The organism is Ruegeria sp. BHSB056, assembly GCF_059613305.1.
The window spans coordinates 1-12,025 of record NZ_JBXWSG010000103.1 but is presented as its reverse complement, the minus strand read 5'-3'; the positions used below and the strand labels follow the sequence as shown (position 1 = coordinate 12,025).

General features: G+C 56.8%; 15 protein-coding genes and 1 tRNA gene. 10 read left to right on the top strand and 6 right to left on the bottom strand.

Going from position 1 to position 12,025, the window contains the following annotated elements; genetic code table 11:
- On the bottom strand, positions 1 to 947 hold a 947-nt coding region (dgcN, locus tag AC2FND_RS17850; protein ID WP_496771145.1), incomplete at its 3' end, for an N-acetyltransferase DgcN.
- 294 nt (positions 948 to 1,241) lie between these two features.
- Here dgcN and AC2FND_RS17845 point away from each other — a divergent pair.
- A complete protein-coding gene (locus AC2FND_RS17845) occupies positions 1,242 to 2,213 on the top strand; it encodes an L-malyl-CoA/beta-methylmalyl-CoA lyase (protein WP_496771144.1) in 972 nt (323 codons plus the stop codon).
- Positions 2,214 to 2,228: 15 nt separating this feature from the next.
- On the opposite strand, the gene AC2FND_RS17840 is transcribed toward AC2FND_RS17845, so the two are convergent.
- Positions 2,229 to 2,897 carry a PA14 domain-containing protein gene (locus tag AC2FND_RS17840; protein WP_496771143.1) on the bottom strand — a complete coding sequence of 223 codons (669 nt, stop codon included), beginning with the start codon at positions 2,895 to 2,897 and terminating at the stop codon, positions 2,229 to 2,231.
- Positions 2,898 to 2,924: 27 nt separating this feature from the next.
- Entirely contained in the window at positions 2,925 to 3,377 is a 453-nt protein-coding gene (locus AC2FND_RS17835; RefSeq protein ID WP_496771142.1) for an Lrp/AsnC family transcriptional regulator, read from the bottom strand.
- A gap of 73 nt (positions 3,378 to 3,450) precedes the next feature.
- On the opposite strand from AC2FND_RS17835, the gene AC2FND_RS17830 reads away from it, so the two are divergent.
- Positions 3,451 to 4,047 (top strand): LysE family translocator, encoded by a 597-nt coding sequence (locus tag AC2FND_RS17830; protein ID WP_496771141.1) that lies wholly within the window; start codon positions 3,451 to 3,453, stop codon positions 4,045 to 4,047.
- 185 nt (positions 4,048 to 4,232) lie between these two features.
- A complete protein-coding gene (locus tag AC2FND_RS17825; protein ID WP_209598833.1) occupies positions 4,233 to 5,195 on the top strand; it encodes an acetyl-CoA carboxylase carboxyltransferase subunit alpha in 963 nt (320 codons plus the stop codon).
- A gap of 3 nt (positions 5,196 to 5,198) precedes the next feature.
- On the opposite strand, the gene AC2FND_RS17820 is transcribed toward AC2FND_RS17825, so the two are convergent.
- The 3 genes from AC2FND_RS17820 to AC2FND_RS17810 form a co-directional block, all read right to left on the bottom strand.
- Positions 5,199 to 6,329, bottom strand: a complete 1,131-nt coding sequence (locus tag AC2FND_RS17820) for a lytic murein transglycosylase (protein ID WP_496771140.1) — start codon at positions 6,327 to 6,329, stop codon at positions 5,199 to 5,201.
- Between the two features lie 113 nt (positions 6,330 to 6,442).
- Complete coding sequence (locus AC2FND_RS17815; protein ID WP_480483819.1) at positions 6,443 to 7,090, bottom strand: GntR family transcriptional regulator; 648 nt, start codon at positions 7,088 to 7,090, stop codon at positions 6,443 to 6,445.
- A 30-nt stretch (positions 7,091 to 7,120) separates the two neighbouring features.
- Entirely contained in the window at positions 7,121 to 7,816 is a 696-nt protein-coding gene (locus AC2FND_RS17810) for a M48 family metallopeptidase (RefSeq protein ID WP_496771139.1), read from the bottom strand.
- A gap of 100 nt (positions 7,817 to 7,916) precedes the next feature.
- Between AC2FND_RS17810 and AC2FND_RS17805 the strand changes: the two genes are divergently transcribed.
- The 7 genes from AC2FND_RS17805 to AC2FND_RS17775 all read left to right on the top strand — a co-directional run bounded on the left by AC2FND_RS17805 (position 7,917) and on the right by AC2FND_RS17775 (position 11,714).
- Positions 7,917 to 8,243 carry a TIGR02300 family protein gene (locus AC2FND_RS17805; RefSeq protein WP_496771138.1) on the top strand — a complete coding sequence of 109 codons (327 nt, stop codon included), beginning with the start codon at positions 7,917 to 7,919 and terminating at the stop codon, positions 8,241 to 8,243.
- A gap of 143 nt (positions 8,244 to 8,386) precedes the next feature.
- Positions 8,387 to 8,462 (top strand) — tRNA-Ala (locus tag AC2FND_RS17800).
- Positions 8,463 to 9,273: 811 nt separating this feature from the next.
- Entirely contained in the window at positions 9,274 to 9,519 is a 246-nt protein-coding gene (locus AC2FND_RS17795) for a hypothetical protein (protein WP_480832530.1), read from the top strand.
- A 95-nt stretch (positions 9,520 to 9,614) separates the two neighbouring features.
- Positions 9,615 to 10,046, top strand: coding sequence for a c-type cytochrome (locus tag AC2FND_RS17790; protein WP_496771137.1), 432 nt, complete (start codon positions 9,615 to 9,617; stop codon positions 10,044 to 10,046).
- A gap of 10 nt (positions 10,047 to 10,056) precedes the next feature.
- Entirely contained in the window at positions 10,057 to 10,398 is a 342-nt protein-coding gene (locus tag AC2FND_RS17785) for a copper resistance CopC family protein (RefSeq protein WP_496771136.1), read from the top strand.
- A 2-nt stretch (positions 10,399 to 10,400) separates the two neighbouring features.
- On the top strand, positions 10,401 to 11,273 hold the full coding sequence (locus AC2FND_RS17780) for a CopD family protein (protein WP_496771135.1): 873 nt from the start codon (positions 10,401 to 10,403) through the stop codon (positions 11,271 to 11,273).
- Positions 11,274 to 11,279: 6 nt separating this feature from the next.
- Positions 11,280 to 11,714: a c-type cytochrome gene (locus AC2FND_RS17775; protein WP_496771134.1), complete on the top strand. Its 435-nt coding sequence runs from the start codon at positions 11,280 to 11,282 to the stop codon at positions 11,712 to 11,714.
- Positions 11,715 to 12,025: the final 311 nt, after the last annotated feature.

The window sequence follows — 12,025 nt, the reverse complement described above, 5'->3', positions numbered from 1 at the left end:
GTTGCGGGCAGACCCAACTCTTCCTCGACCTTGGCCAGATAAGCCTTGGCATCATCTTCACTCAGGTTCTGCGTGTTGACCGACACACCCCCAACCTGACAGGCCGGATTTGCAATCCGCGCCAGCGGCAGGGCCGTGTCACGCAATTGCGCCAGTGTCGGCAGGGAATACTCGGGCAAACCACGCATATGGGTCCGGGTCGGTTCGTGGCACAGGATCAGTGCGTCGGGCTGCCCGCCATGGATCAGCGCCATGGTCACGCCCGAGTAAGAGACATGGAACAGCGACCCCTGCCCTTCAATGTGGTCCCAGTGATCCTCGTCATTGTCCGGTGTCAGATATTCGACCGAGCCAGCCATGAAGTCTGCAATGACCGCGTCCAGCGGAACACCCTGCCCGGTGATCAGGATGCCTGTCTGACCCGTGGCACGGAATGTGGATTTCATGCCGCGCTTGCGCATCTCGGCATCCATCGACATCGCCGTGTACATCTTGCCCGCCGAGCAATCGGTTCCGACCGCGAGGCAACGCTTGCCAGTGCGCTTGCGGCCATTTGCGATCGGGTATCCGACAGTCGGCACACGCACGTCATGCAAGGTGCAGCCATGCGTTTGTGCCGCAGCAACAAGATCGCCTTCATCGCGCAGCAGGTTGTGCAAGCCCGACGCCAGATCAAAGCCCATTTCCAGCGCTTCTATCAGAACTTCTTTCCAGGCCTTGCTGATCACACCGCCGCGGTTCGCTACGCCAATCACCAGCGTCTTGGCACCGGCTTCTTTCGCTTCGGTCAGGGTCATGTCAGTCAAGCCCAGATCGGCCTTGCAGCCATCCATTCGATACTGGCCCACGGCGTTTTCCGGACGCCAGTCCTTGATCCCAACAGCCACTTTGGCCGCCAATTGGTCGGGCGCATCGCCCAAAAACAGCAGGTACGGTGTCTCGATCATTGCGGTCACTCCTTTGATTCCGGCGCAGGCTAGAGAAGCGGTAACACGAGCGCTTCGCGTTCTAGTCCGTCAACTGCGACCCATGCGCGAAATTCTTGCACAGTGTCACCAATGTGCGCAAAAATCTTCGAAGTTTTCAAATTGATTAAACTTTAGTCACCCCACTCGGGTTGTTTGAAGCTTCTTTCTGCGACCGCATTGCCGCAGATGCACAATCACCCTTGCGCCACGTCGCGCAATTTAATACCTCATTGAGCAGAAAAATCGCAATTTCATTACTCAGACGAGGTCCTGATGAGCTTTCGCATCCAACCTGCCGCACCGGCGCGTCCCAATCGCTGTCAGCTGTTTGGCCCGGGGTCGAACACCAAACTGTTCCCGAAGATGGCAGCATCCGCTGCGGATGTGATCAACCTCGATCTTGAAGACTCAGTTGCGCCTTCGGACAAGGATGCGGCCCGCGCCAATGTCATCGAAGCACTGAACACCGTGGACTGGGGCAACAAATACATGTCCGTTCGCATCAACGGATTGGACACCCCGTACTGGTATCGCGACGTTGTCGATGTACTGGAACAGGCGGGCGACCGTCTGGATCAGATCATGATTCCCAAGGTCGGCTGTGCGGCAGATGTCTATGCGGTGGACGCACTGGTTACCGCCATCGAACGCGCCAAAGGTCGTGCCAAACCGATCAGCTTCGAAGTTATCATCGAATCCGCGGCTGGCATCGCCCATGTCGAAGAAATCGCGGCCTCCTCGCCCCGTTTGCAGGCTATAAGCCTTGGCGCGGCTGATTTTGCCGCTTCGATGGGGATGCAAACCACCGGCATCGGCGGCACGCAGGAAAACTATTACATGCTACACGAGGGTGCGAAACACTGGTCCGATCCATGGCACTGGGCGCAGGCCGCCATCGTTGCCGCGTGCCGCACCCATGGCGTGCTGCCGGTCGACGGGCCCTTCGGTGACTTCAGCGATGACGAGGGGTACATTGCACAGGCCAAACGCTCGGCCACGCTGGGCATGGTGGGCAAATGGGCGATCCACCCCAAGCAGATCGCGCTGGCCAATCAGGTCTTCACCCCGTCGGAGGAAGCCGTGTCAGAGGCCCGCGAAATCCTCGCAGCGATGGAGCAGGCCAAAGCCAATGGCGAAGGTGCGACAGTTTACAAAGGACGTCTGGTCGACATCGCGTCGATCAAGCAGGCCGAAGTGATCGTGGCACAGGCCGAACTGATCGCGGCCAACAAAGCGCTTCCTTAGGATCATGACACCACCTCAGCGGCCAAACGCGCTATTCGGGACCCATGTTAGCTTCTCGCCGCTCTTACCCCACTTCATCATGAGGCAGGCGGTCATGTATTTCTGGTAGTAATAAATCTTAACAGGGTACCAGCCAGCCTCAGGCACATCTACTTCGATTTGTTGATTGGCGTTGCAAGGCTGTGAGCTACCCGCCAGGCCAACTTGCTGCCCACCGATCCATGCTTCAATACCATCATTCGAGTATGTCGTGATTTCATACAGTCCGGGTGCATCAAATTTGATGAACCCGGTAATGTCCGCCGCAACATTGTAATGTTCGGGATGGGTCATGACCGGATCACCCTTGTTCGTATCTCGATAATCCAACCCGCGCAGGGGTGATCCCGGTTTACTTTGCTCCTTGAGCAGGATCTTTGCGCCTCCGATACTCTGGATACGGGCAGGTGGATTGCCAGCCCAAGCATATTTGACATTGAGGCCGGGCTTTAGGCCCGATGGTTGCGGACTGGCTGGCTCCAACTTCAACGGCGCCGCGCCAACACTGCCAACTGCGAGCGTCAATGCAACTGACAGAGCCATTAACACCTTTTTATTCATCACATTCTCCCTGAGATCCGCGCTGACTTCCCCGTCCAGCAACATCGTCAACAAAACACTAGGGCGTGAAATTTCGCCCTGCAAGGTGAAAAATCTTCACAATTCAAGACGTCACGCCCGTAAATTCTTGGGTGAATCCATGACCACATAGGATGTGATCGAGGTGACATGCGGCAGCGTCCCCAGCACCTCGGTATGGAAGGTCTTGTAAGACGGCAGGTCTGCACATTCGACCCGCAGCAGGTATTCGATTGTTCCCGTGATGTTGTGGCATTCGACAACTTCCGGGGCTTGCTGGAGCGCGCGTTCAAACCCCTCCTGCGCGGCCTTTGTATGCTCGCCCAGCCCTACACCGATGTAAGCGACAAAGCCGATACCCATCGCCGCCGGGTCGAGCACCGCGCGATACCCCGTGATCACCCCGGCCCGCTCAAGTTCTTGCACGCGGCGCAGGCAGGCCGAAGGGGAAAGGCCCACACGCTCGGCCAGGTCGAGATTGCTGATCCGTCCGTCACGGGACAGCTCCTGCAATATATGGCGGTTTATTCTGTCGTTTTTCATCATTAATTGCACAAATACAGGAAGCACGCACATAAAAGCAATTTCATTTGCCGCAGAGCCGACAATACTTCGCTCCATGACTTATGACATCCTTGTGGCCCTGATCGCTTTTGCCTTCGTAACCTCGATCACACCGGGGCCGAACAACCTGATGCTGATGGCTTCGGGGGCGAATTTCGGCTTTCGACGCTCGATCCCGCATATGTTGGGCATTGGGCTTGGCTTTACCTTCATGGTATTGCTTGTCGGCGCCGGTCTGGTGCAGGTCTTCGACCGGTATCCCGTCAGCTATACAGTGCTGAAAATCCTGTCGGTTATCTATCTGCTCTATCTGGCCTGGAAGATTGCACATGCCGCGCCGGCAAACAGCGCCGAGGCGACCGGCGTGCCGATGACATTCTTGCAAGCCGCAGCGTTTCAATGGGTAAATCCAAAAGCCTGGGCCATGGCCCTGACCGCCACCACGGCCTATACGCCAGATCGAACGATGTATGCGATTGCGATCGTTGCGTTTGTCTTCGGAGCCGTCAACTTACCGTCGGTCAGCACATGGACCGTTTTAGGACAGCAGATGGCACGAATGCTAACGAACCCGCGCAGATTGGTCGTATTCAACTGGACAATGGCTATGCTGCTTGTGGTTTCGCTCTATCCCGTGCTTTGGCAGGGGTGAATTTCCTCAAAGGTCGATATCAGCGATTGTTTTGCTGGGCATGTCGGGAATGTGCTGGCAAGCAAATGAATCTCTGCATCTGATCAACGGCTTTTGACATGAACGATGCCGCTTCAGTGTCATCTAGTTGCATCTGAGGCCAGCCAGCGGCATATAGCTAGGAAATTTCACGCAGATGAGGCGTCATGACCCAGTATCTGGATTTCGAAAAACCGCTGGCCGAGATTGAAGGCAAAGCTGAAGAGCTGCGCGCGCTGGCTCGTGCCAACGAAGAAATGGATGTGGCCGAAGAAGCCGCCGCGCTGGATGCCAAAGCCTCCAAGCTGCTGGATGAACTCTATCGCGACCTGACACCTTGGCGGAAGTGCCAGGTGGCGCGTCACCCGGAACGCCCGCATTGCAAGGATTACGTGGACGCACTGTTCACCGAATTCACTCCTCTGGCCGGAGATCGCAATTTTGCCGATGATTTGGCCGTTATCGGTGGTCTTGCGCGCTTTAACGATAAGCCGGTGATGGTGATCGGCCACGAGAAAGGCAGCGATACCAAGTCGCGTATCGAACGCAATTTCGGGATGGCCAGACCTGAAGGGTATCGCAAGGCCGTGCGTCTTATGGAGATGGCGGGGCGTTTTGGACTGCCTGTCATTACCCTGATCGACACCGCTGGCGCCTATCCCGGCAAAGGGGCCGAGGAACGCGGACAATCCGAGGCGATTGCCCGGTCGACTGAGATGTGCCTAAAAATCGGCGTGCCGCTGGTTTCGGTCATCATCGGTGAAGGCGGCTCGGGCGGCGCTGTGGCGTTTGCGACCGCGAACCGCGTGGCGATGCTGGAGCATTCGGTCTATTCGGTGATTTCGCCGGAAGGCTGCGCATCGATCCTGTGGAAAGATGCCGAAAAGATGCGTGAAGCGGCCGAGGCGCTGCGTTTGACGGCACAGGATTTGCACAAGCTGGGCGTATGTGACCGGATCATCCCGGAACCCAAGGGTGGTGCACATCGCGATCGTCCGGCAACGGTTGAGGCAGTGCGCAAGGCCATCACCGCCATGTTGACTGAACTGGACGGCAAGGATGGGGCGGCCCTGATAAAGGACCGCCGTCAGAAATTCCTTGATATCGGATCTAAAGGGCTGGCGGCGTAACCGTCAGCCACCCAACCTGCGCAACAACGCAACCGAAGGCTCACCTGTCACGGGCAGACCATTGGCGCTCTGATACGCGCTGATGGCTGTGGTGGTGTTGTTTCCGATCACGCCATCTGCACCTTGCGTGTCATACCCCGCAGATGTCAGGCGGCGCTGCAATTCCTTGCGGTCGTCCAGTGTCAGCCCGTTTGCATCCGGCCCGAACGAGGCCTGAAACGGCGCGCCGCCCGCGATCCTGTCCGCCAGATGACCGACACCAATCGCGTAGCTGTCCGAGTTGTTGTAGCGTTTGATCACCTGGAAATTGCGGAACACGGCGATGCGGGGGCCAGGTTTTTGCGGCTGCAATACGGCCACCGGCGTACCGGAAACGGTTCCGGCCTCTCCGCCCCAGGGTTGACCACGCACCCAACCTGCACGCGCCAGATAAGCAGCGGTCGAAGCCAGCGAATCTGTCGGGTCGTCTGACCAGATGTCGCGCCGCCCGTCGCCGGTGAAATCCACGGCATAGGCAAGGTACGAGGTCGGAATGAACTGCGTGTGCCCCATCGCCCCGGCCCAACTGCCAGTCATGTTAGCGGGCGTGGTATCGCCGTTCTGAAGGATTTTCATCGCCGCGATCAGCTGGCTTTCAAAGAACTGCCCGCGTCGGCCATCATAAGCCAGCGTAGACAGCGCCGATACAACGGGCACATCACCGCGGCGCGCACCATAGCGGCTTTCCAGCCCCCAGACGGCTACGACGATTTCCTTATCCACGCCATATTGCGCCTCGATCCGCGACAGGGTGCCGTTATGTTGCCGCAGCATTTGCTGCCCGGTGCTGATCCGCTCGTCCGACGCCGCGATGGCAAGGTAATCTTCAAGGCTGCGCTTGAATTCGACCTGATTTCGATCGCGTTCGATTACGTCGGGCAAATACCCGGCCCCCTGAAAGGCGCGGTCAACGGTTGTCCGGGAAATCCCCTGCGAGACTGCCCTGCCCTTGAAACCGGCAACCCAGGCATCCCACCCGGCATTGGGGACTGCCCGCATCCGGGATGCAGGCGTGCTGGACGGAGCGGTGCCACCCGTGCAGGCGGCCAAAAGCGTCGATCCGAGGCAAATGGAAAAGGTCCGGCGAGTAATCATGGTTTGGGTCTGCTCTTGTTTGTGATTTGCCGCAAGAATAACCCAGCCGGGTTGCGCAGGCCAGAACCGTGACACCTTGGAAGGGCGCCGTGTCGATGTCGGCAGGAAGCCGCTCAGCTGACCAGCAAACGCAGCCCTTGCGTCACATCCGAACGCACTGCCAGCCGCAAGCCTGGCTCGTCGCCTGCCTTGAGCGCGGCGATTATCAGCTTGTGATTGTGTGGCGGCTCTGCGCGTCTGAGACGCCCATAAAGCGCCCGCATCGTCGGCCCAAGCTGTAGCCAGACGGTTTCGGCAATGGCCAGCATCGCAGGGGCCTGAGCGCGCAGATACAGGGTTCGGTGAAATTCCAGGTTCGAGCGGATATAGCCAACCGCATCCCGTTTGGTCACCATCTCGGCAACCGTCATGTTGATGCTCTGCAACCGGTCGATCAGGGCCATGTGTGCCCTGGGCAAGGCCCGGCTTGCCAGTTCGACCTCAAGCAAGGCGCGCAAGGCAGCCAGTTCCTCAATCCGGTCATTCGTCAACTCCGGGGTCGAAACCCGGCCCGATGTGGACAAGAACAATGCCCCTTCTGCGGCCAGGCGGCGCACCGCCTCTCTCGCCGGGGTCATTGAAACACCGAATTCCTTGCCGATGCCCCGCAGGGTCAGGGCCTGCCCCGGTGCCATCTCACCATGCATGATCCGGGATCGCAGTGCACGGTACACCCGGTCATGTGTTGCGGTCTGGGTTTCAGAAGGGCGTGCGGTCAACATATGCTCATGTGATCACAAAAAGGCGCCACGTCAACTCGGCTCTGTGTCAAATCTGTAGCGATGCAACTCGGCCCCGTTGTCGCGCAACCAGCGGCGGGGCGGCTTATACGGGCCAAATATCTTTTCGACCTGCGCCCAGAAGGCAGGTGAGTGGTTCATCTCGGCAAGATGTGCCACCTCATGCGCCGCAACATAGTGCAACACATCAGGAGGCGCCAGAATAAGGCGCCACGAAAACATCAATCCGCCATGCGAGCTGCACGACCCCCAACGCGACCGCGTGTCACGTAGGCTGAGTGTCGTGTACGAACGCCCCAGCATGGCTGCATAATCATCACAGGCTCCGGTCAACCGGTCCCGCGCCAGTTCCTTCAGGAACCGGCCCAACCTGCGGGCCTCGGCCCCTGTGGGCACGGCAACCTCATCCGCATCCAGCAAAACCCGCCGCCCGGTTGCAGGAACGATTCGGCGCGCTTTACCCTCGATCGGGATCACCTGCCCAAACTGCACGGTGGCCATATCCGGCCGACCCTGCAGATGCTGCCGGATCCACCCTTCCTTGGTCCGGGCGAAGCTCAAGGCTTCGGATTCCGGCACACCGGTCGGGTAAGTCAGCGTGACGCGCCCATCCAGCTGGGAGATTCGTAGACTGATGCGCCGTGCCCGGGCCGATTTGCGCAATCTCAGCGGCACCGGCGGTGTCCCTGGCAATGCGTGCTCTCCCATATCGCGACCTCTCTTGCGCAAAGACTTTGACAGTGCCCTCTGCCTGTGGCAGGTGAGCTGAATCATTTAGACGACTCACCTGATATCAAGGGGATTTGACATGCCCAAGGAAGAATGGGGCGTAAAGCGTGTTTGCCCGACAACCGGTAAGCGGTTTTACGACCTGAACAAGGACCCGATCATCAGCCCCTACACTGGCGAGATCGTGGAGCTTGAAACATCCAAAAGCCGTATGATCTCGGCGGATGCAGAAGACGCAGCTTCGGTCAAAGCGCGTGAAAGCGCATCTGAGGACGATCTGGTTCTGGACGATGAAGACAATGTCGACGTGGATTTGGATGACGATCTGCTGGACGATGATGACGATGACAATGATGATGTTTCTCTGGACGACATCACCGACATGTCATCAGACGACGACAACTGACCAAGTAAAAGGCGATCCCCAGGGTCGCCTTTTTTACCTGAGGAGCAGCCCGGGTGAAAATTCGCGCCCGATTCAAATTTTGGACTTGCACTCGCTGCCGCTGTCTCCTAAACGTCCGTCCACCGTACCGATGGTACAATGATGGGGCCTTAGCTCAGTTGGGAGAGCGCTTGCATGGCATGCAAGAGGTCAGGGGTTCGACTCCCCTAGGCTCCACCAAACCCTAACAATACAACTAGATAGCAAGCATTATAGCGGTGTGACACACAGGTGTGACACAAAATGAAGCTGTATGCGTATCTCTCTCTGTCCCGACATGGCGTTTATTACTTCCGTTGGCCACTGCCCGGTACAAGACCAAAACCCCACACTAGACCAAACACCACACGTAGGACCCTTCGGGTACAGGACAGACTGACAGCATTGGCCTGGCGACTAATGAACATCATCTAGTCAGACCGGTTGCCTGCGGGAGCCTACTTGCAGAATTACTTGCTCAGATGTCCCACAATGAGCCTCATGAAAGACGTCATTGTGTGGTCCGTAACACTCTTCTGCAACGTGGCCATGCCAGTCACCATGGTGATGCCTGCCCGTACATCCGGCAATAGCTACTAGTACGGCCAAAAGCGTAACCGCTATCCGGGATGTATTTATGCTATGGCTCTCATCCATATGCGAAGCACCTTTCTAACAATTTGGCAATCGACGCTATGACACAGGTCAACGCACAACCACAGCGTCGCCCACATCACTGCAGTTAGGGAGTTATTAAGACGGCCCTTCTCGTATTGCTGTCTAGGAAAAAGGGGAAACTTCAATCAATTGTCCGAACAAAAGCTGGTCGTGATCCGAAAAACCAAAGGGCTGGCGTTGTCATACTTATTCTCGTGCGGTAGCGTCTCGAACCATGGTCATCCTACGATACTCACTTTTGCTACTCGCTGGCATTCTGGTCATCCTGTCCGGGCTTGGTGGCGTGGCTCATGCGCGATCGGATGGCTGCGTCGGTCTTGGCTGTGAAAGCCACATGCAATCAACGGAACACGCTTCCGTGGCGAATAATAGCATCGATAAATCGACCCTACACAGCCACCATGACCCGGACAGTTCAGGAACCAGCGAGTGTAATCCCTCAATCTGCCAAGCAGTTATTTTGCTTGCCCAGAACAAAGAAGCCGCGCAGGACCAACGTGAAATTGATCCAGAGTTCCAGATTGGAGCCCAAGCCAAGCCGATTGAACCAGATAACCCATACAAGCCCCCTGACCTTTGAAGCAGCGTAGATCCTTGCGAACATCTGCGACCTGCGCGTGCCGCTGTTCGCAATGAACCGCAGCACTATCAGCTTCAAAAAGTCAGGATTACTCCATGAAAAAAAGTTACTTACTCATCGGCGTTTGCACTGTCGCTGCCGTCGCCGCTTTCATAACGCTTCAGCCCGGTTCAATCGAAGAGACCGCGCCGCAGGAGGCACTTGAAGGCGATGCTATGGTCGCAATTCAAATGCCGCCAATCGAGGGCAATGCCGTAATCGGTCAGCGTGTCTTTGATGCCTCCTGCGCTACTTGCCACGGCGTCAACGCGGTCGGAGTAGATGGCGCAGGACCGCCTCTGATCCACAAGATATACGAGCCCAGCCACCACGCTGACGAAGCCTTTCAGAGGGCGGTTTCACAAGGTGTAAGAAGCCATCATTGGCAGTTTGGTGACATGCCGCCGGTCGAGGGATTGACGCGAGGTGACGTTGCCATGGTGATCGCATACATTCGTGAAATCCAACGTGCCAACGGAATAAATTGAGGACAGGACCATGAAAAAGATCATAACGCTCGTAATCATGGCTGCTATTCCCAGCGGGGTACTGGCGCATTCCAAGGCCGAAGAAACGACACCTGCCAACGGGGCTACTGTAACCTCTGTGCCCGCCGAAATCGGCCTCAGCTTCACCAAGGACATCCGGTTGACACGGATTGAGATGGCCCATGAAGAGCACGCGGCGGTACGCTTAGATTTGGGGGACCAAACAAGTTTCCGTCAGGTATTCACGATCCCATTGCCAAGCAGTGGAACCGGCACCTATGTCATCGAATGGCGTGGCTTAGGCAAAGACGGCCATGCGATGCAGGGCGAATTTTCCTTTTCCGTGGAATGAGCATGCCAGACATTTGGGGAGTTGTCGCAATCCTCGCAAAGCTGGTGCTCTACATCGGCTTTGCCGGGTCCACCGGGCTTGTCGTCGTTAAATGCCTCTATTCCGAACTAGTCGCGCCGGTAAGCCTTGCGATGAAGCGCCAAGCCTTGGTCTTGGCGTGGCTTTCCCTCGCAGCAACAGTAATTGGCTTCATGCTCCGAGGAGCCGCCTTAACGGGCGGCGTTGACGGCATGGTCGATCCAGAGATGCTTGGCTTGCTTTGGCAGACCTCCGTGGGCGACGTATTTGTTTATCGCCTTGCAGGCGCAGTGTTGATCCTTGTGGGGCTGTCTGTTCCTCGCTTTGGTCTTTGGATCGCGCTGTTGGGTGGCACATTGGCAATGTGGTCCTTCGCACAGATCGGACATGTGCTGGAACTGGAGAGTTTTGGTGTCCAACTCTTGCTGCTGTTGCACCTTCTATGTGTAGCTTTCTGGGTGGGCATCTTTAGCCCGCTGCGAGGTATGGCTCTCATGTCTGAACACCTGACGGATGCCGCTGAACTTGGTCATAGGTTTGGGCAAACTGCCGCATTGGTGGTACCTACCTTAATCGGTGCAGGCCTATGGATGGCTTGGTTGCTTGTCGGCAATCTCCAAGGGCTCTTGTTCACGGGTTACGGGCAAACGTTAATGCTCAAAGTGTTCCTTGTGGCATTACTGATGATCCTCGCCGCTGCCAACAAGCTCCGATTTGTTCCGGCCATGCAAAGCGGAGAGGCAATAGCAGCGCAACGCCTCGCCCGATCCATCGAGGTTGAGGCAATAGTCGTATTAGCGGTTCTGGCGACGACGGCGGCACTCACGAGAGTACTAACGCTTCCGAGTTATGGGTAGGTAGAGATGAACAAACACCTGTGTGCACTCGCCATATGCGGCATTGGTACTAGCGTTGCTGCAGATCATGAGTTGTTGGACAGAGACTTAGCGAATGGGCAGAAACTCTACGCAGAGTACTGTGCCTCATGCCATAGAGTTAATCTGGAAGGCCAACCCGACTGGCAAACACCCGACGATGACGGAGTGTTACCTGCGCCACCGCATGACGTGACAGGGCACACTTGGCACCATGATAACCAGCTACTGTTCGAGTATACCAAGCTAGGTGGGGCTAACGCGTTGGCAGCACGCGGTATAAAAGACTTCAACAGTGGCATGCCGGGCTTTGATGGCACCCTGACTAACGACGACATATGGGACGTGCTGGCCTACATACGCTCCACTTGGCCCGACGATGTTCAGCACATGCAGGCCAGCCGCAACCTGCCCCACCAATAGAAGGCAGTAGTCCGGTGTAGGTTTGGGCATGCACAGTTCGACGTAGCCGGTTGTGGACGTATCGCGATTTGATGCCACTCTCTTAGCCAAGGGTCCCTAGCGAAATCTTCAAATATTGATGGCCTGGGAGCGTGTTTCAGGGCGCTTCGGAGCAAGCTCGCCCCACCCGCATCGGGCTTGAGAGCAATCGGATTGCACATTGACCCAACCCCCTGAAATCAGGCCATCGAGGTGTTAGTAATCCGTCCAAGAAAAGGATGGACCATGAAACGCAGATTTTCAGACGAACAGATTATTGGAATGATCAAGGA

What these genes read in the sequence shown, in the direction of transcription:
- AC2FND_RS17845 (WP_496771144.1), top strand. Translation starts at nt 1,242, where the DNA reads ATGAGCTTTCGCATCCAACCTGCCGCACCGGCGCGTCCCAATCGCTGT.
- AC2FND_RS17835 (WP_496771142.1), bottom strand. Translation starts at nt 3,377, where the DNA reads ATGATGAAAAACGACAGAATAAACCGCCATATATTGCAGGAGCTGTCC.
- AC2FND_RS17830 (WP_496771141.1), top strand. Translation starts at nt 3,451, where the DNA reads ATGACTTATGACATCCTTGTGGCCCTGATCGCTTTTGCCTTCGTAACC.
- AC2FND_RS17825 (WP_209598833.1), top strand. Translation starts at nt 4,233, where the DNA reads ATGACCCAGTATCTGGATTTCGAAAAACCGCTGGCCGAGATTGAAGGC.
- AC2FND_RS17820 (WP_496771140.1), bottom strand. Translation starts at nt 6,329, where the DNA reads ATGATTACTCGCCGGACCTTTTCCATTTGCCTCGGATCGACGCTTTTG.
- AC2FND_RS17815 (WP_480483819.1), bottom strand. Translation starts at nt 7,090, where the DNA reads ATGTTGACCGCACGCCCTTCTGAAACCCAGACCGCAACACATGACCGG.
- AC2FND_RS17810 (WP_496771139.1), bottom strand. Translation starts at nt 7,816, where the DNA reads ATGGGAGAGCACGCATTGCCAGGGACACCGCCGGTGCCGCTGAGATTG.
- AC2FND_RS17805 (WP_496771138.1), top strand. Translation starts at nt 7,917, where the DNA reads ATGCCCAAGGAAGAATGGGGCGTAAAGCGTGTTTGCCCGACAACCGGT.
- AC2FND_RS17795 (WP_480832530.1), top strand. Translation starts at nt 9,274, where the DNA reads ATGCAATCAACGGAACACGCTTCCGTGGCGAATAATAGCATCGATAAA.
- AC2FND_RS17790 (WP_496771137.1), top strand. Translation starts at nt 9,615, where the DNA reads ATGAAAAAAAGTTACTTACTCATCGGCGTTTGCACTGTCGCTGCCGTC.
- AC2FND_RS17785 (WP_496771136.1), top strand. Translation starts at nt 10,057, where the DNA reads ATGAAAAAGATCATAACGCTCGTAATCATGGCTGCTATTCCCAGCGGG.
- AC2FND_RS17780 (WP_496771135.1), top strand. Translation starts at nt 10,401, where the DNA reads ATGCCAGACATTTGGGGAGTTGTCGCAATCCTCGCAAAGCTGGTGCTC.
- AC2FND_RS17775 (WP_496771134.1), top strand. Translation starts at nt 11,280, where the DNA reads ATGAACAAACACCTGTGTGCACTCGCCATATGCGGCATTGGTACTAGC.